Origin of the sequence: Alsobacter soli, assembly GCF_003004785.1 — a bacterium.
GTDB lineage: Bacteria > Pseudomonadota > Alphaproteobacteria > Rhizobiales > Beijerinckiaceae > Alsobacter > Alsobacter soli.
On the sequence record NZ_PVZS01000018.1, the window covers coordinates 21,232 to 42,015 of the forward strand.

Annotated in this window: 21 protein-coding genes and 1 pseudogene; 12 read left to right on the plus strand and 10 right to left on the minus strand. The window is 66.6% G+C overall.

Going from position 1 to position 20,784, the window contains the following annotated elements; translation table 11 throughout:
- Positions 1–235: 235 nt before the first annotated feature.
- Positions 236–784 (minus strand): molybdopterin adenylyltransferase, encoded by a 549-nt coding sequence (gene mog / locus SLNSH_RS16070; protein WP_106338030.1) that lies wholly within the window; start codon positions 782–784, stop codon positions 236–238.
- A 343-nt stretch (positions 785–1,127) separates the two neighbouring features.
- Between mog and SLNSH_RS16075 the strand changes: the two genes are divergently transcribed.
- Together SLNSH_RS16075 and cysQ are read left to right on the plus strand one after the other, a co-directional pair.
- A complete protein-coding gene (locus tag SLNSH_RS16075; RefSeq protein WP_106338031.1) occupies positions 1,128–1,832 on the plus strand; it encodes a helix-turn-helix domain-containing protein in 705 nt (234 codons plus the stop codon).
- A gap of 135 nt (positions 1,833–1,967) precedes the next feature.
- Positions 1,968–2,819 (plus strand): 3'(2'),5'-bisphosphate nucleotidase CysQ, encoded by an 852-nt coding sequence (cysQ, locus tag SLNSH_RS16080; RefSeq protein WP_106338032.1) that lies wholly within the window; start codon positions 1,968–1,970, stop codon positions 2,817–2,819.
- Positions 2,820–2,841: 22 nt separating this feature from the next.
- On the opposite strand, the gene SLNSH_RS16085 is transcribed toward cysQ, so the two are convergent.
- Entirely contained in the window at positions 2,842–3,510 is a 669-nt protein-coding gene (locus SLNSH_RS16085) for a dienelactone hydrolase family protein (RefSeq protein ID WP_106338033.1), read from the minus strand.
- A gap of 159 nt (positions 3,511–3,669) precedes the next feature.
- Between SLNSH_RS16085 and SLNSH_RS16090 the strand changes: the two genes are divergently transcribed.
- Together SLNSH_RS16090 and SLNSH_RS16095 are read left to right on the plus strand one after the other, a co-directional pair.
- Positions 3,670–4,167, plus strand: coding sequence for a pyridoxamine 5'-phosphate oxidase family protein (locus SLNSH_RS16090; RefSeq protein ID WP_106338034.1), 498 nt, complete (start codon positions 3,670–3,672; stop codon positions 4,165–4,167).
- A gap of 13 nt (positions 4,168–4,180) precedes the next feature.
- Positions 4,181–4,462 carry a helix-turn-helix domain-containing protein gene (locus tag SLNSH_RS16095; protein ID WP_106338035.1) on the plus strand — a complete coding sequence of 94 codons (282 nt, stop codon included), beginning with the start codon at positions 4,181–4,183 and terminating at the stop codon, positions 4,460–4,462.
- A gap of 83 nt (positions 4,463–4,545) precedes the next feature.
- On the opposite strand, the gene SLNSH_RS16100 is transcribed toward SLNSH_RS16095, so the two are convergent.
- The 5 genes from SLNSH_RS16100 to SLNSH_RS16120 all read right to left on the minus strand — a co-directional run bounded on the left by SLNSH_RS16100 (position 4,546) and on the right by SLNSH_RS16120 (position 10,456).
- A complete protein-coding gene (locus tag SLNSH_RS16100; RefSeq protein WP_106338036.1) occupies positions 4,546–4,767 on the minus strand; it encodes a hypothetical protein in 222 nt (73 codons plus the stop codon).
- A gap of 114 nt (positions 4,768–4,881) precedes the next feature.
- Entirely contained in the window at positions 4,882–5,349 is a 468-nt protein-coding gene (locus SLNSH_RS16105) for a hypothetical protein (protein ID WP_196240269.1), read from the minus strand.
- Positions 5,350–5,604: 255 nt separating this feature from the next.
- Positions 5,605–7,152, minus strand: coding sequence for a SpoVR family protein (locus SLNSH_RS16110; RefSeq protein WP_106338037.1), 1,548 nt, complete (start codon positions 7,150–7,152; stop codon positions 5,605–5,607).
- The gene (locus tag SLNSH_RS16115; RefSeq protein WP_106338038.1) at positions 7,152–8,471 is read right to left on the minus strand and encodes a YeaH/YhbH family protein; all 1,320 of its coding nucleotides are present in this window, start codon (positions 8,469–8,471) and stop codon (positions 7,152–7,154) included. Before SLNSH_RS16115 ends, SLNSH_RS16110 begins: the two co-directional genes overlap by 1 nt.
- A gap of 38 nt (positions 8,472–8,509) precedes the next feature.
- Positions 8,510–10,456: a PrkA family serine protein kinase gene (locus tag SLNSH_RS16120; protein ID WP_106338039.1), complete on the minus strand. Its 1,947-nt coding sequence runs from the start codon at positions 10,454–10,456 to the stop codon at positions 8,510–8,512.
- 417 nt (positions 10,457–10,873) lie between these two features.
- On the opposite strand from SLNSH_RS16120, the gene SLNSH_RS16125 reads away from it, so the two are divergent.
- Positions 10,874–11,146, plus strand: coding sequence for a DMT family transporter (locus SLNSH_RS16125; RefSeq protein WP_106338040.1), 273 nt, complete (start codon positions 10,874–10,876; stop codon positions 11,144–11,146).
- Positions 11,143–11,622: pseudogene (locus SLNSH_RS16130) on the plus strand (cation:dicarboxylate symporter family transporter); the annotation flags it as partial. The gene SLNSH_RS16125 and the pseudogene SLNSH_RS16130, both read left to right, overlap by 4 nt.
- Here SLNSH_RS16130 and SLNSH_RS16135 read toward each other — a convergent pair.
- Positions 11,619–12,539 (minus strand): lipid kinase, encoded by a 921-nt coding sequence (locus tag SLNSH_RS16135; protein WP_106338089.1) that lies wholly within the window; start codon positions 12,537–12,539, stop codon positions 11,619–11,621. The pseudogene SLNSH_RS16130 and the gene SLNSH_RS16135 overlap by 4 nt on opposite strands.
- Before the next feature lie 130 nt (positions 12,540–12,669).
- Between SLNSH_RS16135 and SLNSH_RS16140 the strand changes: the two genes are divergently transcribed.
- From SLNSH_RS16140 to SLNSH_RS16165, 6 genes are all read left to right on the plus strand, one after another.
- Positions 12,670–13,098, plus strand: a complete 429-nt coding sequence (locus tag SLNSH_RS16140) for an NUDIX hydrolase (RefSeq protein WP_245422377.1) — start codon at positions 12,670–12,672, stop codon at positions 13,096–13,098.
- 242 nt (positions 13,099–13,340) lie between these two features.
- Entirely contained in the window at positions 13,341–14,540 is a 1,200-nt protein-coding gene (locus SLNSH_RS16145; RefSeq protein WP_106338090.1) for an ABC transporter substrate-binding protein, read from the plus strand.
- A 156-nt stretch (positions 14,541–14,696) separates the two neighbouring features.
- Positions 14,697–15,455, plus strand: coding sequence for an ABC transporter ATP-binding protein (locus tag SLNSH_RS16150; protein WP_106338042.1), 759 nt, complete (start codon positions 14,697–14,699; stop codon positions 15,453–15,455).
- Between the two features lies 1 nt (position 15,456).
- Entirely contained in the window at positions 15,457–16,167 is a 711-nt protein-coding gene (locus SLNSH_RS16155; protein WP_106338043.1) for an ABC transporter ATP-binding protein, read from the plus strand.
- Between the two features lie 4 nt (positions 16,168–16,171).
- Positions 16,172–17,059, plus strand: coding sequence for a branched-chain amino acid ABC transporter permease (locus tag SLNSH_RS16160; RefSeq protein WP_106338044.1), 888 nt, complete (start codon positions 16,172–16,174; stop codon positions 17,057–17,059).
- 1 nt (position 17,060) lies between these two features.
- The gene (locus SLNSH_RS16165) at positions 17,061–18,032 is read left to right on the plus strand and encodes a branched-chain amino acid ABC transporter permease (protein WP_106338045.1); all 972 of its coding nucleotides are present in this window, start codon (positions 17,061–17,063) and stop codon (positions 18,030–18,032) included.
- Positions 18,033–18,111: 79 nt separating this feature from the next.
- Here the strand turns inward: SLNSH_RS16165 and SLNSH_RS16170 are convergent, their stop codons facing one another.
- Positions 18,112–20,043: a methyl-accepting chemotaxis protein gene (locus SLNSH_RS16170; RefSeq protein ID WP_158266778.1), complete on the minus strand. Its 1,932-nt coding sequence runs from the start codon at positions 20,041–20,043 to the stop codon at positions 18,112–18,114.
- Positions 19,968–20,741 carry a hypothetical protein gene (locus SLNSH_RS24920; protein ID WP_158266779.1) on the minus strand — a complete coding sequence of 258 codons (774 nt, stop codon included), beginning with the start codon at positions 20,739–20,741 and terminating at the stop codon, positions 19,968–19,970. Before SLNSH_RS24920 ends, SLNSH_RS16170 begins: the two co-directional genes overlap by 76 nt.
- Positions 20,742–20,784: the final 43 nt, after the last annotated feature.

A 20,784-nucleotide genomic window follows, 5' to 3' on the forward strand; every position in this document is an offset into this window, starting at 1 on the left:
CGGACTCAGACGCCCGGCGCAATTCGCTTGCACCGGTCGGAGGACGCCCCGCGTGTTCAGGGAAGTCTTTGGAAAGCCCAGGGCGGCTGCTTCAGTTTCGAAGCTTGAGCCCAGACGGTCGGCAGGTCGGATCGTTGTGGATCCGCACACGCAGCCTGTTTCGCCGAAAGCCGACGTTCGACGCTGCATATGATTGCTGCGGCGCCAAAAGTCAATGAGGAGCCCGGCGGATTGGTCAGGCCTTGGGCCGAAACGCCTTGCAAACCTCGGGGTTGGTTTCCAGACGATCACCGCCGATCAGGTCGATGCAGTAGGGCACCGCGGGAAAGACAGCGTCCAGGCAGGTCCTGATGGCGGAGGGCTTGCCAGGGAGGTTGATGATGAGCGACCGACCGCGCGTTCCCGCGATCTGGCGGGACAGAATCGCGGTGGGCACCTCGCGGAGGCAGGCGGTGCGCATCAGCTCTCCGAAGCCGGGCATCAGCCGGTCGCAGACCGCCTCGGTTGCTTCGGGCGTGACGTCCCGGGGCGCAGGCCCGGTGCCGCCCGTCGTCAGAATCAACGTGCAGCCCTCATCATCAGCCAACTCCTTGAGTGCGGCCTCGATCGCCGGCCGCTCGTCCGGCACGACCCGCGAAACCGCCCTCCATGGGCTGGCCAGCATATCCGTGAGCGCGGCCACGATGCCGGGGCCGCCCTTGTCTTCGTATTCGCCGCGGCTGGCGCGATCGGAAACGGTCACCACGCCAATGGGGGCAACCGGGGGCTTCACCGAAGTCGTCATGGGGCTGCTCTTTCTTCACATGAAAAAATTTCAATCTGTACGGGAACCATCTTATCGGATCTGCGTTGGGAAGGGTTTTCGCGCGGGCGCGGCGGCCCAACATCCGTCATCTCGAGCGAAATGAGAAGGCAACTCCAAGGAGCAGAGAGACGCAGGGCGCAAGTCACACTCTGAATTGCCTGACCGCACATGGATCAAACCCTGGGCGCGATGAGAGATTGCCTGAAGTTCCAGCGCAGAAAAAGGCAAAGCAGCTAGAACTCTCATGCAACGCCATGCAATTCTGCGTTGACAAAGGCCCCGAATATCGTTTGCTTCCCCGAAAAACCACAAGGGGCGCCGGGTGCGAAGCGTAGACGCAGAAAATATACGGACACTGCCGCTGTTCAAGGACATGGCCGACGAGAAGTTCGAAGCTCTCATTCAGCCGGCCTTCCTCCAGCGGTTCCCTCCTCATGTGACGCTGTTCGAGCGTGGTCTTTCGCCGGACTTCCTGCATATTGTGCTCGAAGGTTCGGTGGAGCTGTTCGCCCGACACGACGACCGCGAAACCACTGTCGGCGTGATCCGGCCGGTGACGACTTTCGTGCTTGCCGCGCTGGTGCGGCAACAGCCGTTGCTCACGGCGGCACGTACGCTCGAAAGCTCGCGAATCCTCATGATCCCCGCCGATATCGTCGTGTCCACGATGCGCTCCGACATCGCGTTCGCGAATGCGGTGGCGGACGAGATCGCCGGCGCCTACCGGGGCATGGTCAAGGAGCTCAAGAGCCAGAAGCTGCGGACCAGCGTGGAGCGCCTGGCCAACTGGATCCTGCGTGAGCAGAGCGGCCATGGCGGGGTGGGAGAGTTCGACATCCCCTTCGACAAGCGCACGCTCGCGGCCCGGCTCGGCATGACGCCGGAGAACCTGTCCCGCAACTTCGCGACGCTCACGCGTCACGGGGTCGAGGTCCAGGGGCGGACGATCCGTATCAAGGAACGCGACTCGCTGGTGAAGCTCGCGAACCCCGATCCGCTGATCGATGACCCCGAGTTGATCTTCTGATCGCGCGCAAGAGGCGCATCCTGGCGATCCGACCCCATTCGGCGGGCCGGACGCCGCGACATCCTCCTCGTCGTTGACGATTCCAGTCGCCCACGCCTGCCCGATTGCGGTAACGGTCTGGGGTCGAGGCCCGCCATGTCAACGTCGCCTGGAGCGTCAGCTCCCCTCCCCTCCGATCTTTTCACGCTTGCGGAAGCGCTCGGCTCCGTGGCCGTCCTGGCAGGGCCGCCGATCATGCGCGCCTATTGCCGCTGCACCGCGGCGCTGAAGGCGGACGGCAGCCCGGTGACCGAGGCGGACCTCGCGGCGGAAGCGGCGATCCTGCCTCCCCTGGCGAAGCTGCTCCCGCATCTCCCGATCCTTTCCGAAGAGCAGGCCTCGGCTGGCCAGGCCCCGCGCTGCGCGCAGGATTTCGTGCTCGTGGACCCGCTGGACGGGACGCGGGAGTTCATCGACCGCAACGGCGAGTTCACGGTCAACATCGGCGTGATCGCGGGAGGCAACCCGGTCGCCGGGGCCGTGTACCAGCCCGCCAAGGGCGTGCTCTGGATCGGCGGCGGCGGACGGGCGCAGGTCATGACCGTCCTGCCCGGCGATTCTCTGCCTCCCCCGGCGGGCCGCAGGGACATCCGCGCCCGCGCCACGCCAGAGCGCGGCCAGGTCGCGCTGGTAAGCCGATCCCATCTCGACGCGGAGACAAAGGCTTTCCTGGCGGCGCGGCCGTGCGCGCAGACGCTGCCGGCTGGGTCCGCCCTGAAGTTCTGCCTGATCGCCCAGGGGGACGGGGACGTTTATCCGCGCTTCGGGCCGACCATGGAATGGGATACCGCGGCCGGGCACGCGGTGCTGGCGTCCGCAGGGGGCGAGGTCGTCACACCCGACGGGGCGCCGCTGCGCTATGGCAAGGCCGACCAGGGCTACCGGAACGGGTCGTTCATCGCCTGGGGGCGCCGCTCCGAGGCCGAGCGGGCGCACGCGGCGCCCTGAGGCGCCGGGCGCGCCGCTTCAGTCAGCGCAGCTTGTCGGCGAAAAACTCGAGCGTACGAGCCCGGGCGAGGTCTGCCGAGGGCTTGTCGTAGCTGGCGCGGGCATCGCAGTTGAAGCCGTGATCGGCCGGATAGACGAAGATCGACATCTGCGGGAACGCCTGCTGGATCTTCTCCACATCCGTCAGTGGAATGTGCTTATCCTTCTCGCCGAAGTGGAGGATGGTCGGGACCTTCGGGATCTGGTTGAGGTTCGAGGCGATCAGGCCGCCGTAGTAGCCCACGGCGGCGGAGACATCGGAAACCCGAGCCGCCGCCATAAAGGCGAGCGAACCACCCCAGCAGTAGCCGACCACGCCGACCTTGCCGGCTTCCGAAGCCGCCTTGACCGCCGCCTGCACGTCCGCCAGCGCACCGTCCATGGTGGTCCTGGCCCGGATCTCCATGCCCTGCTTGCCGTCTTCCGGGCTGTAGCCCAGCTCGACCCTGGGCTGGGCGCGATCGAACAGAGCCGGGGCGATCGCGAGATAGCCCTCGGCGGCGAAACCATCCGCGACGCGGCGGATGTGGTCGTTCACGCCGAAGATCTCCTGCAGCACAACAACGCCGCCCTTCGGCGTTCCGGATGGCTCGGAGCGCCATGCGTCCAGCGTGAACCCGTCTGCGGCCGTCAGCTTGATCCACTCGCCCATCGGCGGCTCCTTCGCGTGTCGGTTTGATCTCGCCCCCACTGCTGCATAGCCCGGCCGCAGCCTCGAATCCAAGCTGAGAGCGGCCGAAAACCAAGCGGAACCGTACCGTCCGGCATGGGTTGTCGCCGCACACCCCTTTTCGCTCACGGGAGAGCCCGGATGGAACATCGAGACGATCAAGCTGCGCGGGACAAGGTGCTGTCCCTCGTGAAGGACGCACACATCGCCATGCTGGCCTCGCGCGGCGAGGATGGCCACCTGCATGCGCGTCCCATGGGAACCAAGACCGTCAACTTCGACGGGTACCTGTGGTTCTTCACAGACATCGATTCGCCGAAAGTGGTCGAAATCCGCCGCGACCCGCAGGTGCTGGTCACCTATTCGGATGAAAGCAAGCAGCACTACGTGTCGATTTCCGGCGTGGCCGAAGTGCTCCAGGATAAGGCCAAGGCCAAGGAGCTCTGGTCGGAAGCGCTCAGGGTGTGGTTCCCGAAGGGAGTGGACGATCCGAAGATCGGACTCGTCAAGGTGAAGGTCGAAGGCGCCGAATACTGGGACAGCCCTTCGAGCACCATGCTGTACGCGTACGGATATCTGAAGGCGATGACGACGGGAGAGAGGCCGAATGGCGGGGAAAACGCCACGGTCCGTTTCTGAGAAGGTCCGAGCGATGTTCACGGGAAATCAGGTCTGGGCGGCGCGCGTGCTGGCGGGCCTGACCCGTGAGGACGCCGCCGAACGGGCCGGAATCAGCCTGGAAGCCCTGACCGACATCGAAGGCCGCGGAGGCGCCCCGCTGAGCGCGGACGAAGCCGTGACCATGCGGCTCGTCGCGGCCCTCAACGAGGCGGGGGTCGACTTCGACGAGGGGCCGGGCATTCGGCTGCGGGCCGCAGCTGGCCGCGACGAAGGCATCCGGACCGAGGACCTGAACGCCGAGAACGACGGCTGAGGCGGCCCACCCCGCCTCTCCAAGCAGAAGGGCCGCCCTTGGGGGCGGCCCGAAGTCGTCCTGCGTGGGATCAGGCGCCGAGGTCAGTCCTCGTCTTCCTCGGCCTCGTCGTCCTCCTCTGTTTCCGCGAGGAGGTCATCCAGGTGATCCGCCAGAACATCGATCTGCTCGCGCGTGGCCGTGAGGTCGAGGACGTCTCCTCCCTCCGTCTCGATGCGCATGCGGAACGCTCCGTCGCTCGGGGTGACGGTGAACTTGCCGAGCGTAGCCGGCGCGGCGTTTTCGGTTCGGGGCTGGGCGGCCATGGTCACTCCTCGTGGCTGGAGCCGTTACAACGCGCCGGGCCTGCCCCGGATCCGATCCGGCGCGCAGAGCCGGGCCGCCGCTGAAGCGGCCCGGAACGGGAACATCGAAGCTCCTTACCCGAAGAGGTACATGAGGACCGGCGTGGCGATGAATCCGCCCGCGACGACCCAGGCGACCGACTGCAGCCGGGTGTCGGGATTGGCCACGCCGCGCACGCCGCGCGCGACCTTGCCGGCCGACATGGTCCAGCCGTTCATGCAGGAGCACAGGAGACGATGCGCGTCGTCCTCGCTCATTTCGAAGAACTCGATCGCGTCGCCGAGGCGATCGCTGGCAAGGCCCTCGGCCCGCAGCACCGGGTCCTCGAACGCCACGGTCAGCGGCGAATCCGGCGAGCGCATCTGCACCCGCTCGGCCGGGGTCTTGGTCTCGATCTCGCCAAGCGAGCGCAACCGCCGCGTGGGATCCTGCTCCAGCAGGGACGCCCAGCGTTCCAGACGCTCGCGCCGGGTCATCGCCGGACGGGCGGCGACCCGCACGTCAGCTACATCGCGCAGCTTGTCGAATTCGCGGTATTCCATGACCTTCTCCCACACAGAAGAAGATCGACTCGCCGGAACGCGACCGGCTTCAGCCGATCCTCGTTAGGAACCCCCGTCCCACCGACCAGAGAAGCTTCCGCCCGAGTTGCGGCAACATTGCGATGGCGTTTCAGTTTGGGACGCCTGAATTGTTGGCGCCCGCTCGGTTTCGGACTGCGGCCCGGGCCGTGGAACGAAAGAGCCGTGAAAGAAAATGGCCGGGCAAGCCCGGCCATTCGGAGTATCGGGGGTTCATCAGCGCCCCAAGGGCTGGGCGCTCGCCCGGTGTTCCTTCAGGACCATGCCGGTTGCAGTGTCGATCTCCTTCAGGAGCACGTCGTAGCCCCAAAGGTCGGCAAGGTGCTGCAGCACGCGGTTCGCGTCGTCTGCTTCCAGCAGGAGCCGGTTGACGACGTTGTGATGGAGAATGAGCCGCCGGTCGCCGGCGAGGTCGACGTCCACGACCTGGATGTCCGGATCGGTCCAGGCCACGTCGTATTGCCGCGCCAGGGCGCGGCGCATGCGCCGGTAGCCGCGGTCGTCGTGGATGGCGTCCACACGGAGTTCGGGGCGTTCGGGATCGTCCACGACGTGGAACATCCGCCATTCCCGCATCAGCTTGGGGCTGAGGAACTGCAGGAGGAAGCTCTCGTCCCGGTAATTGGCCCAGACGTCGCGCAAAACCGCCATCCCGTCGCCGGAGCCGGCGATATCCGGGAACCACTGGCGGTCCTCCTCGGTCGGCTCGGCGCAGATGCGCTCGATGTCGCACATCATTGCGAAGCCGATGGCGTAGGGGTTGAGGCCGCCGTAGCGCGGATCGTCGTACTTGGGCTGGAAGGTGACGTTGGTGTGCGACTTCAGAAACTCGAAGTAGCTGCCGTCGTCGAGCATCCCCTGCTCGTGCAGGCGGCTCATGATCTTGTAGTGGACGAAGGTGGCGCAGCCCTCGTTCATGACCTTAGTCTGGCGCTGCGGGTAGAAGTACTGCGCGACATTGCGCACAATCCGCAGCACCTCGCGCTGCCAAGGGGCGAGCTTCGGAGCCGTCTTCTCCAGGAAGTAGAGGACGTTCTCCTGCGGCAGCTGGAGCAGCGCGCGGCGGCGCTCCTCGTCGCTCACGCCGGAGCGCGGCTTGTCCGACTTGGGAACGGTGCGCCACAGGTCGTTGTACATCTGCTCGTCATGGCGCCGACGCTCTTCGGCCCGGCGCTCCTCCGAGCGGAGGTCGGGCTTGGTGCGCCGCGGATAGCGGTGCACGGCCTGGCTGTTGAGGGCGTGGGCGGCGTCGAGCAGGCGCTCCACGGCGAGGTGGCCGTAGCGCTCCTCGCATTCGGAGATGTAGTTCTTGGCGAAGTCCAGATAGTCGAGGATGCCGTCGGCGTCCGTCCACTGCTTGAAAAGGTAGTTGTTCTTGAAGAAGTGGTTGTGCCCGAACGCCGCGTGCGCGATCACCAGCGTCTGCATCGTGGCGGAGTTCTCCTCCATGATGTAGCTGATGCACGGGTTGGAGTTGATGACGATCTCGTAGGCGAGATCGCCGAAGCCGCGGCGGTAGACGGCTTCGTGATGGGCGAAGTGCTTGCCGAAGCTCCAGTGCTTGTAGAACAGCGGCATGCCGGACGAAGAGTAGGCGTCCAGCATCTGCTCGGCCGTGATGGTCTCGATCTGGTTGGGATAGACGTCCAGCCCGAGCTCGCCGAGCGCGATGCGCTCGCAGGCGTCATAGATCCGGCGGATGGTGTCGAAGTCCCAGTCGTTGCTGTGGAACAGCAGGGGCTTCGGGATCAGATGCATGGTCATCAGGGCGCCCCCACACGCTCCGCCCCGGCGCCTTGGCCGCGGCGGCGGAACAGCTCACGAAACACCGGGAAGATGTCCCGGCGGTGGCGGACCTGGCGCATGGCGAAACGCGGACCCGCGTCGTCCATGGCCTCGTAGGCGCGCCACAGGTCGCTTGCGCGTGAGGTGAGCCCCAGCGACAGGGGCTCGTCCTCGGGCTTCACCTCGAGATAGGCGAAGTACTGCGTCAGCGGCAGGATCTGGTCCTGCAGCAGGGAAACCGTGCGCTCGTTGTCGTTGGGCGCGTTGTCGCCGTCCGAGGCCTGGGCGGCGTAGATGTTCCAGTCCTCCGGGCGGTAGCGCTCGTTCAGGACCCGGAGCATCTCGACCAGGGCGGTGGACACGACGGTGCCGCCCGTCTCGGTGGAGTGGAAAAAGGTCTGCTCGTCCACCTCCTCGGCGGTGTGCGTATGTCGGATGAAGACCAGCTCCACGTGCCGGTAGCGGCGCTTCAGGAAGATGTAGAGCAAGGCGTAGAACCGCTTCGCCAAGTCCTTCATGTGCTCCGTCATGGAGCCCGAGACGTCCATCAGGCAGATCATCACGGCCTGGGCGACTGGCTTCGGATAGGGCGCGAACTGGCGGTAGCGCAGGTCGAGCGGATCGATGAAGGGGATCAGCTTGCGCCTGCGCTGCAGGTCCTCGAGGCGCAGCTGCAGCACTTTCACGCGCTCCGGCTCGTCGCCCTTGGCTTCCAGGCGGGCGATCTCCTCTTCCAGCTCCTGCATCTCCTCCGTCCGGGGACGGTTGAGCGCGATCCGCCGGGAGAGGCTGTTGCGCATGGTGCGGGTCAGGGACAAGTTCGCCGGCGAGCCGGACGTCGAGTAGCCGGCCCGGCGCCAGGCCGGGTTCTCGAGGTCTTCGACGCGGGTCTTGGCGAGATCCGGCAGCTCCAGGTCTTCCAGAAAGAGGTCGAGGAACTCGTCCTGGGACAGCACGAACCGGAAGTCGTCCTCGCCGCCGCCGTCCTCGGACCCTTCCGAGCCGCCGCCCCCTCCCCCGCCCTGCGGGCGCGGAATGGTGTCGCCTTCGGTGAAGTGCTTGTTGCCGGGCAGAACGTGCTCGCGCAGGCCTCCCTGGCCCGAGCGGCGCAGGGAGGGCTCGCGCACCCCGTCGATCGGGATGGAGACCTCGCCCCCCTCCCCCATGTCCTTGATCGAGCGGTCGCGGGACTGGTCCCGCACCGCCCGACGCACCAGGGACTGGGCCCGGCGCAGGAAGCGCTGGCGATTGCCGAGGCTCTTGCCTCCCGGGTTCAGGCGTCTGTCGACGATGTGCATCTTCGCTCCGCTCCGGCCGGGATTTGCAAGAACCCTTGCTACCCTGCCTGCTTGACCCGCATGTACCACTCGACAAGTCGTCGGACCTGGCGCTCGGTGTATCCGCGCTCGGTCATTCGGGCGACGAAGTCGGCGTGCTTCTTCTCGCTCTCGGAATCCTTCTTGGACCCGAAGCTGATCACCGGCAGAAGCTCCTCCACCTGGCTGAACATCCGCTTCTCGATGACGTCGCGGATTTTCTCGTAGCTGGTCCAGGAGGGGTTCTTGCCACCGTGGCTCGCCCGCGAGCGCAGCGCGAACTTAACGACTTCGTTGCGGAAGTCCTTGGGGTTGGCGATACCCGCCGGCTTCTCGATCTTCGTGAGCTCTTGGTTCAGCAGCTCGCGATTCAGCAGCTGGCCCGTGTCCGGGTCCTTGAAGTCCTGATCCTCGATCCAGGCGTCGGCATAGTCGACATAGCGATCGAAGAGGTTCTGGCCGTAATCGTGGTACGACTCCAGATAGGCCTTCTGGATCTCGTGGCCGATGAACTCCGCATAGCGCGGCGCCAGTTCGGCCTTGAGGAACTCAAGATAACGCTTCTCGGTCGCTTCCGGCAGCTGCTCCCGTCGGACTGTCTGCTCGAGAACGTACATCAAATGGACGGGATCGGCCGCGATCTCGGTGGTGTCGTGGTTGAAGGTCGCAGCCAGCACCTTGAAGGCGAAGCGTGTCGAGATTCCGTCCATGCCCTCGTCCACGCCGGCCGAGTCCTTGTACTCCTGCAGGGAACGGGCCCGCGGATCGACCTCGCGCAGGCTCTCGCCGTCATAGACCCGCATCTTGGAGTACAGGTTCGAGTTGGCGTGCTCGCGCAGCCGGGACAGCACGGCGAAGCGGGCCAGCATCTCCAGCGTGGCCGGAGCGCAGGGCGCGCCGGCGAGCTCGGAGCCGCGGATCAGCTTCTCGTAAATCTTCTGCTCTTCCGTCACCCGCAGGCAGTACGGCACCTTGATGACGTAGATGCGGTCGATGAAGGCCTCGTTGTTCTTGTTGGTCTTGAAGCTCTGCCACTCCGCCTCGTTGGAGTGCGCCATCACGACGCCCTGGAACGGGATGGCGCCGATGTTCTCGGTGCCAACGTAGTTGCCTTCCTGCGTCGCAGTGAGCAGGGGGTGCAGCATCTTGATGGGCGCCTTGAACATCTCGACGAACTCGAGCATGCCCTGGTTGGCCCGGTTGAGCCCGCCCGAGTAGCTGTAAGCGTCGGGATCGTTCTGCGACAGGCGCTCCAGCTTGCGGATGTCGACCTTGCCGACCAGCGAGGAGATGTCCTGGTTGTTCTCGTCGCCAGGCTCCGTCTTGGCGATGCCGATCTGGCGCAGGCGCGAGGGGTTCACCTTCACGACCTTGAAGCGCGAGATGTCGCCGCCGAACTCGTCCAGCCGCTTCAGGCACCACGGGCTCATCAGCCCTGTCAACCGCCGGCGCGGAATGCCGTAACGCTCCTCGAGGGTCTTGCCCATCTGCTCGGGATCGAACAAACCAAGGGGGCTCTCGAAGATCGGGCTCAGCTCGTCGCCCGCCTTCAGGACGTAGATGGGATGGACCTCCATCAGCGCCTTCAGGCGTTCGGCGAGGGATGACTTGCCGCCGCCCACAGGGCCGAGCAGGTAGAGGATCTGCTTGCGCTCCTCCAGGCCCTGCGCGGCATGCCGGAAATAGGCGACGATCCGCTCGATCGTCTCCTCCATCCCGTAGAACTCGGCGAATGCGGGATAAACCCGGATCGTCCGGTTCATGAAGATGCGGCCAAGGCGCGCGTCCCGGGAGGTGTCGAGCATCTCGGGCTCGCCGATCGCGGCGAGGATTCTCTCCGCCGCGCTGGCGTACATCATCGGATCGTCGCGGCACCCTTCCAGATAGTCCTGCAAGGACATCTCGGCTTCGCGACGGGATTCGTACGACCGTGCATAGGTCGTGAAGAGGTCAGTGTTCGGATACATCGGCACCCGCTGGCTTTAAGCGCCACAACGCAGCGATAACCAATGGAGCGGACAAGGGTTGCGTCGACTCCACCGGCTGGGCTCGCCAACCCCCGCCCCAGATCAAGCTGGGCGCCGATTGCGGCTGCCACGTGGCGCGCGGGCGGAGGCGGCTTGCCGCATCCCGCTTTCCGAAGGGTAGTATGCGTGTCCGCATCGAATCACCCCCGACGAGACCCATGGTACCATGGTCCCGACCCCGCTTTGCATGATCTGGGCCAATACACAGGCGCTCGAAGGGCGGCGTGACGTCCGCGCCACAGCCCCCTTCGGAAGTAGCCGGAGCCGAGTTCTTCTCCATCCAATTGAGGGTCGAGGCGCCGGGACTTCGAAGCGCGGCGCAGGTTTCTCCCTTTTTTGACCCTGAAAGGAGCCATCTTGGCCTGGCTCGTCTTGCTGCTTGCCGGCCTCTTCGAGGTGGCCTGGGCGGTGCTGCTGAAATATACCGACGGCTTCACGAAGCTGTGGCCTTCGGTCGCGTGCCTCGCCGCCATGGCGGTGAGCCTGGGGCTGCTCGGCATCGCCCTGCGCGACCTCCCCTTGGGCACAGCCTACGCCGTGTGGACGGGGGTGGGCGCGGTGGGCACCGCGATGCTCGGGCTCGTGCTGTTCCAGGAGCCCGCGACCGCCGCGCGCCTGGCGTGCACATGATCCAGAAGATGCAGCGGCTGGGCGCCTCGCCGTCGGTGGTCGGGCTGGTGATCCCGACCGGGTACAGCTTCAACCTGGACGGCACCAACATCTACATGACCCTGGCCACGCTGTTCCTGGCGCAGGCGACCAACACGCACCTGACGTTCGGGCAGGAGATGACCATCCTGCTCATCGCCATGCTGACGTCCAAGGGCGCGTCGGGAGTGACCGGCGCCGGCTTCGTCACCTTGGCGGCCACCCTGCAGATCATCCCGGACATTCCGATCGCATCGCTGGCGATCCTGGTCGGCATCGACAAGTTCATGAGCGAGTGCCGGGCGCTCACCAACCTCGTCGGAAACGGCGTCGCGACCGTGGTGGTCAGCCGGTGGGAGGGCGAACTCGACCCCGGCAAGCTGCGGCAGGTGATGGCCCATCCGATGGAGATCGGCGAAGCGATGGAGCGGGAGCCCGTCGCCCCCGCGGCCCGCTAGGGCGCGAACACCGTCAGGGCCTTCGGCAGCACCTTGAAATGGGCGGGGGTATGCGCGCAGATCTCGCCATCGCAGTTCACAGGTCGCGGCTTGCGCGTCGAAATATCGAACTCGAGACCCCGCACGGTGCGCACCTCCTCCCAGGCCCCGTGCGAGCCCGTACGGAAGGCGCGGATCATCAGGGCGAACTTCCATACGCCGCTGAGCTCGAGGCTGTAGAGGTCGAGGTGCTCGTCGTCGATGGCGGCCTGCTCGGACACAGCCATGCCCCCGCCGTAGTAGCGGCCGTTGCCCACCGCGATCTGGAAGGTCTTCACCCGGATGGGCTCTCCCTTGTCGACGATCGTGGCGGTGAACGGCCGGGCGTTGGCAAGCACTTTCATGGCCGCGAGCGCATAGCCGAAGCGTCCCCAGCGGCGCTTGATGTCCGGGGTGAGAGTGCGGGCGAGCTCGGTCGAGATGCCCAGGCTGGCGACGTTGAAGAAGGGCCTGCCGTTCACCAGGCCCACATCGATGCGCCGCATCTTGCCGGCGACGATCACATCCACGGCGGCGTCGAGGTCCTCGGGCAGCCCGAGGGTGCGCGCGAGGTCGTTGCCGGTGCCGAGGGGGACGATCCCAAAAGGCAAGCCTGTCTCGAGCAGTCCGGGACCGGCCGCGTTCACGCTGCCGTCGCCGCCGCAGATGATCACGCGGTCGACCTCCGCGGCGCGGCGCACGATGTCGGAGGACACTTCCTCCGGGCTGGAGAACGTCTCGACAGAGTGCGCCAGGCCGGCGCCCGACAGGCGCTTGGCGACGGCTTCGGCCGAGCCCGCGCCGCGACGGCTGTTCGGGTTCACCAGCACGAGGGCGCGCGGCGCCTTTTCGGCGGAGACCACCCTCGGACTTCGAGGCTCCTCGACATCACTTGGCATGTGCAGCATCGTTCCCTTCGACTCGTCCGATATGGGGGCACAAACGCTCCGGTCCCAGGGTCGTTGCATGGATCAATCGCAGAGCGCGGCCGCTGCGGGCGGAGCGGCTGAAACGGACAAGGAGCGACGCTTGGATCCGAGCGCGCTGGCCCAGTATGCGGCGCTGCCCTACCGGGAGCGGGATGGCCGGCTGGAGGTCCTGCTGGCGACCTCGCGCGAGACGGGGCGGTGGGTCATTCCCAAGGGCTGGCCCATGAAGGGCAAGAAGCCTCACGAGGCCGCCGCACAGGAGGCGCTGGAGGAGGCGGGCGTCAAAGGCAAGGCTGCCAAGAAGCCCCTTGGGAGCTACCAGTACTGGAAGCGCCTCAAAGAGCACTTCGTGCTCGTCACGGTCCAGGTCTATCCTCTCCAAGTGGCCAAGCAGGTGAAGCGCTTCCGTGAAGCGGGGGTGCGGCGGCTGGAGTGGGTGTCCCCGGGCGAGGCGGCGCTGCGCGTCGACGAGGCCGGGCTGGCCGCCCTGCTGACCCGACTCGACGAGGCGACGCATCCGTTCGCGTAAGCGTCTTCTACTTTCGTCTAATCCGACAGAAAATAAGGGCCAAACGCCCAAAAATGCTCGAGCTTTTGTGAGGGAGGCAGTTGCAAGCGCCTATTCGCGCACTATCCTCCGCTCAGCCGCTCCGCTCAGGGCGGATACCAGACAAGCAAAAAGATCGCGGCTCGGCCGCGGCTTCGGCGCAACCCCGGCGCCGCCAAGGAGGAAGTGACTTGAAACGCACCGCAACGACGGCGGCTTCCGCCGTGAAATCCCTCGCCTTCTCCGTCGCGTTCGGCGCGCTTGCGCTGGCCGGGGCCGTGTCCGCCCAGGCGGCCGACGGCGTCAAGATCGGCATCCTGAACGACCAGTCAGGCGTCTACGCCGACTACGGCGGCAAGTGGTCGGTCGAGGCCGCCAAGATGGCGATCGAGGACTTCGGCGGCTCCGTCCTGGGACAGAAGGTCGAGCTCGTCTCCGCCGACCACCAGAACAAGCCCGACATCGGCTCCAACATCGCCCGCCAGTGGTATGACGTCGACGGCGTGGACATGATCACGGAGCTCACCACCTCGTCCGTGGCGCTTGCCGTGCAGGAGCTTTCGAAGGAGAAGAAGAAGATCGACATCGTGGTGGGCGCGGCGACCTCGCGCATCACCGGCGACGCCTGCCAGCCCTACGGCTTCCACTGGGCCTTCGACACCCGCGCGCTCGCGGTGGGCACGGGCGGCGCCCTGGCCAAGTCCGGCGGCGACACGTGGTTCTTCCTCACGGCCGACTACGCTTTCGGCTACCAGCTGGAGGAAGACACCACCAAGCTGGTGAAGCAGGAAGGCGGTAAGGTGCTTGGCTCCGTGCGCCATCCGCTGAACACGACCGACTTCTCGTCCTTCCTCCTGCAGGCGCAGGCCTCAGGCGCCAAGGTCGTGGGCCTCGCCAACGCCGGCCTCGACACCACCAACTCGGTGAAGCAGGCGGCCGAGTTCGGCATCACCGCCGGCGGGCAGAAGCTCGCGGGCCTGCTGATGACGCTGGCCGAAGTGCACGGCCTGGGGCTGAAGGCGGCGCAGGGCCTGGTGCTCACCGAAGGCTACTACTGGGACAACGACGACAAGTCGCGCGAGTTCGGCGAGCGCTTCTTCAAGCGGACCGGCCGCATGCCCAGCATGATCCACGCGGGCACCTACTCGGCCGTGCTGTCGTACCTGAAGGCCGTGAAGGCGGCCAACAGCAAGGACACCGAGAAGGTCGCCGCCAAGCTCAAGGAGTTGCCCGTCGACGACGCCTTCGCCCAGAACGGCAAGGTGCTCGCCAACGGCCGCATGGTCCACGACATGTATCTCTTCGAGGTCAAGAAGCCCGAGGAGAGCAAGAAGCCCTGGGACTACTACAAGAAGCTCGCCACCATCCCGGGCGACAAGGCCTTCTTCACGGCGGCCGAGAGCGGCTGCCCGCTGACGAAGTAAGCCACGAGGCGAGCTCGCGGCGCGCCCCCTCCCCGCCATGGGGAGCGGGGCGGGGCGAGGGGCGCAGCCCCGCCCCGTCGGCAGGCGCGCCGCCTCCCCCTGCCGCCGTCCCGCCCTGCGGGAGACGGAACTGCAGCCACAACGGGGCCTGCCTGCATGCCAGCGCCAGACATCATCCTCCAGGCCCAGGGGCTCACGAAGGAGTTCCTCGGCTTCATCGCCGTCAAGAACGTGAACCTCGCGGTGAAGCGCGGGTCCATCCACGCGCTGATCGGCCCGAACGGGGCCGGCAAGACGACGGTCTTTAACCTGCTGACGAAGTTCCTGACGCCCTCCAGCGGGACCATCCGCTTCGACGGCGTGGATGTCACCAACGAGCAGCCCGCCGTTGTGGCGCGCCGCGGTCTGGTGCGCTCCTTCCAGATCTCCGCGACGTTTCCGCACCTCACCGTGCTGGAGAACATCCGCGTCGCCCTGCAGCGCCGCGCGGGGCTGGCGACCCAGTTCTGGCGGTCCGACAAAATCCTGAGGCAGCTCGACGAGCGCGCGCGGGAGCTGATCTCCGACTTCAACCTCGACGCCTATACGGACACGCCGGCGGTGGATCTCAGCTATGGCCGCAAGCGCGCCCTGGAGATCGCCACCACGCTGGCGCTGGAGCCCACCATGCTGCTGCTGGACGAGCCCATGGCGGGCATGGGGCACGAGGACATCGATCGCGTGGTCGGCCTGATCCGCAAGGCGGCCGTGGGCCGGACCATCCTGATGGTGGAGCACAACCTCTCGGTGGTCTCCAACCTCTGCGACACGATCACGGTGCTGCAGCGCGGAGAGATCATCGCCGAAGGCGATTACGCGACGGTGTCGCAGGACCCGCGGGTCCGCGAGGCCTATATGGGCCTGGAGGAGGCCTGAGATGCTGGCTCAAGCCCCTATTCTGGAAATCAAAGACCTGGAAGCCTGGTACGGCGAAAGCCACGTCCTGCACGGCGTGTCCCTCGACGTGCGCGAGGGCGAGACTGTCACGATCCTGGGCCGAAACGGCGCGGGAAAGACCACCACGCTGCGCTCCATCGTCGGCATCGTGCGCAAGCGCAAGGGCGCCATCACGCTGCGCGGGCAGGACCTGCTGGCCCTGCCGCAGCACAAGGTGGCGCGGGCCGGCCTCGGCTACGTGCCGGAGGAGCGCGGCATCTTCGCCAGCCTGTCGGTGGACGAGAACCTCACCCTGCCTCCGAAGATCGCCGAGGGCGGCATGTCCATCGAAGAGATCTACCGCATCTTCCCGAACCTGGAGGAGCGGCGCAGCAGCCCCGGAACCAAGCTCTCCGGCGGGGAGCAGCAGATGCTGGCGATCGCCCGCATCCTGCGCACCGGCTGCAAGGTGCTGCTGCTGGACGAGCCCACCGAGGGCCTCGCGCCCGTGATCGTGCAGCGCATCGGCGAACTCATCCGCACCCTCAAGACCCAGGGCTACACCATCGTGCTCGTGGAGCAGAACTTCCGGTTCGCGGCCAAGCTGGCGGACCGCTTCTTCGTGATGGAGGACGGCAAGGTGGTGGACAAGTTCGCCACGGCCGAGCTCGACGCCCGCATGGGCTCGCTGCACGAATATCTGGGGGTGTGAGGCGATGACGACCATCTTCGGCGTCCCGACGGCCGCCCTCTACGGGCAGCTGCTGATCGGGCTCATCAACGGCTCCTTCTACGCCCTGCTGTCGCTCGGCCTCGCCGTGATCTTCGGCATGCTGCACGTCATCAACTTCGCCCATGGCGCGCTCTACATGCTGGGCGCGTTCACGGCTTGGCTGGCCCTGACGAAGCTCGGCATCAACTACTGGGCGGCGCTCGTGCTCGCCCCGATCGCGGTGGCGCTGCTCGGCGTGGTGATCGAGCGGACGACCCTCAAGCGGCTCGCGGGCCTCGACCCGCTCTATGGCCTGCTGCTCACCTTCGGCCTGTCCCTGGTGATCGAGGGTATGTTCCGGCACTGGTACGGCTCGTCCGGCCAGCCCTACTCCCCTCCCCCGCAGCTCCAGGGCGGCGTGAATCTCGGATTCATGTTCCTGCCCATCTACCGCGGCTGGGTGGTGGTCGCCTCCGTCGTGGTCTGCTTCGCCACCTGGTTCATCATCGAGCGCACGAGGCTCGGCGCCTACCTGCGGGCGGCGACCGAGAACCCCGCCCTGGTTCAGGCGTTCGGCATCAACGTGCCCCTGCTGGTCACACTCACCTATGCGGGCGGCGTGGCTTTGGCCGGGTTCGCGGGCGTGCTGGCGGCGCCGATCTACCAGGTGAGCCCGCTGATGGGGTCCAACCTCATCATCGTGGTGTTCGCCGTGGTGGTGGTGGGCGGCATGGGCTCGATCATGGGCGCCATCGTCACCGGCTACATGCTCGGCGTGCTCGAGGGGCTCACCAAAGTGTATTATCCGCAGGCGTCTGCCATCGTGATCTTCGTGGTGATGGCGATCGTCCTCCTGGTGCGGCCCGCGGGCCTGTTCGGTCGGGGAGAATGAGATGACTGCGACGACCGTTTCCGCCGGTCCGGCCGGCGTCCGCACCAATTCCGAGACCTGGGGCCGCTTTTCGGCGGCCGGGCTGGTGGTGCTGCTGCTGGTCGCCCCGCTGGGGATCTATCCCGTCTTCCTGATGAAGCTGATGTGCTTCGCCCTGTTCGCGGCGGCCTTCAACCTGCTCATCGGCTATGTGGGGCTGCTTTCCTTCGGGCACGCGGCCTTCTTCGGAACCGGCGCCTACGTCTCGGCGCACGCGGCCAAGGTCTGGCACCTCGATCCGCTTCTCTGCGTGGTCCTCGGGGCGGTCGCGGGCGGCTTCCTGGGCGTACTGGTCGGCTATCTGGCGATCAAGCGGAAGGGCATCTACTTCTCCATGATCACCCTGGCGCTGTCCCAGATGGTGTTCTTCATCGCCCTGCAGGCGCCCTTCACGGGCGGCGAGGACGGCATCCAGGGCGTGCCGCGCGGCATGCTGTTCGGCGTCCTCGACCTGAACAAGCCGATGGCGATGTACGGCTTCGTGCTCGTGCTCTTCCTGTTCGGCATGTTCGCCCTGTGGCGGATCGTGAACTCGCCGTTCGGCCAGATCCTGAAGGCCATCCGCGAGCATGAGCCTCGGGCCATCTCGCTGGGCTACGACGTGCAGCGCTACAAGCTCATCGCCTTCACGATCTCGGCGGCGTTGGCGGGCATGGCCGGCGGCGCGAAGTCGCTCGTCTTCCAGCTGGCGTCCCTCACCGACATCACCTGGCAGATGTCGGGCGAGGTGGTCCTCATCACGCTGCTCGGCGGCATCGGGACCATGCTGGGGCCCGTGGTCGGCGCGCTGATCGTCGTGACGCTGGAGAATTATCTGGCCGCCATGGACTTCCCGGTCACCGTCCTGATCGGCGCCATTTTCGTCGCCTGCGTGCTGCTGTTCCGCCGGGGCGTGGTGGGCGAGATCGAGCACGCGCTGCGCAAGCGCGCATGACGGGCGCGTCGAGCGCGCAACGAAAAAGCCCCGCGCCGATGGCGCGGGGCTTCCTTTTTGCTGTGCCCGGATCGCGGGCTCAGAACTCTTCCCAGCCGCCCTGCGCCCTGGAGGCCGTCGGCTTGGAGCCGCCGCCGAAGGCCTCAGCGGCGAGGCGGCGCAGCCGCTCGGGCTCGCTGGGGCCCTTCGCCGCCGGCGTGGGCGCTCCCGACTTGACCGGAGCGGGACGCGCGGGCGCGGCCGCAGGCTTGGGCGCAGGTTTCGCCGCAGGCCTCGTGGCCGGAGCGGAGGAGCCGCCGCCCGCCGCGTAGCGGACCGGCTCGCGACGGAGCTCCTGGCGCGTCCTGAAGGACGCCACGAGCCCGTTCAGGCGCTGGATCTGGCTGGAGAGCGAGGCCGCCGAGGCGGCGCTCTCTTCCGCCAGGGCCGCGTTCTGCTGGGTCATCTCGTCCATGTGGGCGACCGCCTGGCTCATCTCCTCGATGCCGTTGGCCTGCTCGGAGGTGGCCGCCGAGATCTCGTTGACGGTCCCGGCCACGCGTTGCGAGGCGTCGACGATCTGCCCCAGCACGTCGCCTGCGGAGCGGACCAGCTTCACGCCTTCCGAAATCTCCTGGGTGGAGGAGCCGATCAGGCCGGTGATGTCCTTGGCCGCCTCGCTGGAGCGCTGGGCCAGGGTCCGGACCTCCGACGCGACCACGGCGAAGCCCTTGCCGGCCTCGCCGGCCCGGGCGGCTTCCACGGCCGCGTTGAGGGCCAGGAGGTTGGTCTGGAACGCGATGTCGTCGATCACCGAGGTGATGTCGGAGATCTTCTGCGAGGCCTGCTCAATGCGGGTCATTGCGTCCACGGCCTGGTTCACGATGGCGCCGCCGTTCTCGGCGACCCGCATCGCGTCCTCGGCGAGTTGGACGGCGTTGCGGGACGACATCGCGGCGGCCTTGACCGAGGCGGCAAGCTGCTCGGTGGTCGCGGCCGTTTCCTCCAGCGACGAGGCCTGGTCTTCCGTGCGCTTGGACAGGTCTTCGGCGCCGCTGTTGATTTCCGTGGCGGCGGTGGTGACGTCGAGCGACGTGACCTGGATGGTGCCGACGGTCTCGGACAGGCGCTCCACCGTGCCGTTGATGCTGCGCTGCAGCTCCCCGAACACGCCTTCGTAGGCGCCGTCCACCATGCGGGTGAGATCGCCTTCGGCAACGGAGCTCATGACCGAGGCGAACTCCGTCACGGCGGTCTCGACAGCATTGGACACGTTGTTCAGCCCGCTGGCGATCTCGCGCACGAAGCCGGACTTGCCTTCCAGGCTCAGGCGCTTGGAGAAGTCGCCGTGGGCAGCGGCCGAGACCAGCGAGGCGATCTGCGCCTGGGCCTCGAGGTCGGCCGTGAGGTCGCGCCACTCGATGGTGTGGCCGATCACTTCCCCGCCGCGGCCATGGATGTACACCATGTCGATCACCAGCGTGCGGTCGCCGACGATGTAGCGAGCTTTCCGGTTCTTGCCGTCGTCGGCTATCACCTCGCGCTTCAGGTTCGGGTTGCGCCGGTAGAAGTCGATGTGCTGCCCCACGAGCCGGTCAACCGCGTAATCGGGCTGGGCCTGCCGCATGGCGGGCTCCAGGGCGAGGAGCAGCCGCCGCAGGTTTTGGCTGACGTAGACGATCCGCTCGCTGGGATCGGTGATCATCATCATCGTGGGCGAGCCGTCCATGGCCGCGACCGTCAGCGCCTGGTTCTCGCCGAGCGACTGCAGGTGCTTCAGAGCCCGAGCGATTTCGCCGACCTCGTTGGTGGCCTCCGTGTGCCGGATCTCAGCCCTGTAGTCGCCATTCTGGAAATGCTGGATGGCCTCGATGACGTCGGCCACCGGGCGGCGGATGGAGCGGACCACCAGCAGGGCGGCGCCAAGCGCGCCGGCCACGCACAGCCCGGACAGGATCAGCTTCCAGGCCGCGTCGGCTTCGATGCGCGAAATGCGCGCCGCGAGCAGCTTGTCGACCAAAGCTGCGGACACCGCCCGTCGAGAAGGGGTTCGAGCGCGGCGGCCGTGACAGGCTGGCCCGCCTCGAGCGCCTTCAGCACGGGCTCCGCGGCGCCCGCGACCGCCTTGAACTTGACCTTCACCCGCTCGACGTTGGGCCCAATGCCGCTGGCGACCGAGCCGTCCTTGTTGCCCCCGACAGCCGTCGTGTAATCGGATGCGAGCCCATCGACCGAGTCCCGCATCATGGCCAGATCGAACCGCAGGTCGCTTGCGTGGCCCCCGGAGACCGGGCCGCCTTTGGCCAGTTCGCCTCCGGCGCGAAGAAGGTCCGCACCGGCGCTGACGATCAGCGGCAGCCGAGAGACGACCATGTCGCCGACATAATAGCTGTCCAGGTCCGGATCGAGCGTCAGGCCATAGGTGTCCGCGATCTTCTGGATGGCCAGGCGGCCTGCCTCGAGCACTTCGGCGCGCGGCTTGCCGACTGCGATCGCAGCCGAGAACCCGGAGGCCGCAGGGATATCCGACAGCCCCGCGCCGGCGGCGCGATCTGCAGACCCTGCTCCCACATAGGCTTGCCAAACGGGCTGAAGCTGGCGCAGGCCGGCCGCCTCCTCATTCGCCGTATGGATGTCCTTGAGGACCTGGTTGATGAAAAGACCGGTCATCATGGCGAACGGGATGGCCACGATGCACAGAATGGAGACGATCTTCATTCCGATCGTCATATTGGCCGCCCGTTGGACGAGCTTTGTGGTCGCCACCTTCAAC

What these genes read in the sequence shown, in the direction of transcription:
- SLNSH_RS16155 (WP_106338043.1), top strand. Translation starts at nt 15,457, where the DNA reads ATGCTGGCTCAAGCCCCTATTCTGGAAATCAAAGACCTGGAAGCCTGG.
- SLNSH_RS16090 (WP_106338034.1), top strand. Translation starts at nt 3,670, where the DNA reads ATGGAACATCGAGACGATCAAGCTGCGCGGGACAAGGTGCTGTCCCTC.
- SLNSH_RS16160 (WP_106338044.1), top strand. Translation starts at nt 16,172, where the DNA reads ATGACGACCATCTTCGGCGTCCCGACGGCCGCCCTCTACGGGCAGCTG.
- SLNSH_RS16165 (WP_106338045.1), top strand. Translation starts at nt 17,061, where the DNA reads ATGACTGCGACGACCGTTTCCGCCGGTCCGGCCGGCGTCCGCACCAAT.
- mog (WP_106338030.1), bottom strand. Translation starts at nt 784, where the DNA reads ATGACGACTTCGGTGAAGCCCCCGGTTGCCCCCATTGGCGTGGTGACC.
- SLNSH_RS16150 (WP_106338042.1), top strand. Translation starts at nt 14,697, where the DNA reads ATGCCAGCGCCAGACATCATCCTCCAGGCCCAGGGGCTCACGAAGGAG.
- SLNSH_RS24920 (WP_158266779.1), bottom strand. Translation starts at nt 20,741, where the DNA reads ATGACGATCGGAATGAAGATCGTCTCCATTCTGTGCATCGTGGCCATC.
- SLNSH_RS16120 (WP_106338039.1), bottom strand. Translation starts at nt 10,456, where the DNA reads ATGTATCCGAACACTGACCTCTTCACGACCTATGCACGGTCGTACGAA.
- SLNSH_RS16100 (WP_106338036.1), bottom strand. Translation starts at nt 4,767, where the DNA reads ATGGCCGCCCAGCCCCGAACCGAAAACGCCGCGCCGGCTACGCTCGGC.
- SLNSH_RS16105 (WP_196240269.1), bottom strand. Translation starts at nt 5,349, where the DNA reads ATGGAATACCGCGAATTCGACAAGCTGCGCGATGTAGCTGACGTGCGG.
- SLNSH_RS16110 (WP_106338037.1), bottom strand. Translation starts at nt 7,152, where the DNA reads ATGACCATGCATCTGATCCCGAAGCCCCTGCTGTTCCACAGCAACGAC.
- SLNSH_RS16085 (WP_106338033.1), bottom strand. Translation starts at nt 3,510, where the DNA reads ATGGGCGAGTGGATCAAGCTGACGGCCGCAGACGGGTTCACGCTGGAC.
- SLNSH_RS16095 (WP_106338035.1), top strand. Translation starts at nt 4,181, where the DNA reads ATGTTCACGGGAAATCAGGTCTGGGCGGCGCGCGTGCTGGCGGGCCTG.
- SLNSH_RS16115 (WP_106338038.1), bottom strand. Translation starts at nt 8,471, where the DNA reads ATGCACATCGTCGACAGACGCCTGAACCCGGGAGGCAAGAGCCTCGGC.
- SLNSH_RS16135 (WP_106338089.1), bottom strand. Translation starts at nt 12,539, where the DNA reads ATGCCAAGTGATGTCGAGGAGCCTCGAAGTCCGAGGGTGGTCTCCGCC.
- cysQ (WP_106338032.1), top strand. Translation starts at nt 1,968, where the DNA reads ATGTCAACGTCGCCTGGAGCGTCAGCTCCCCTCCCCTCCGATCTTTTC.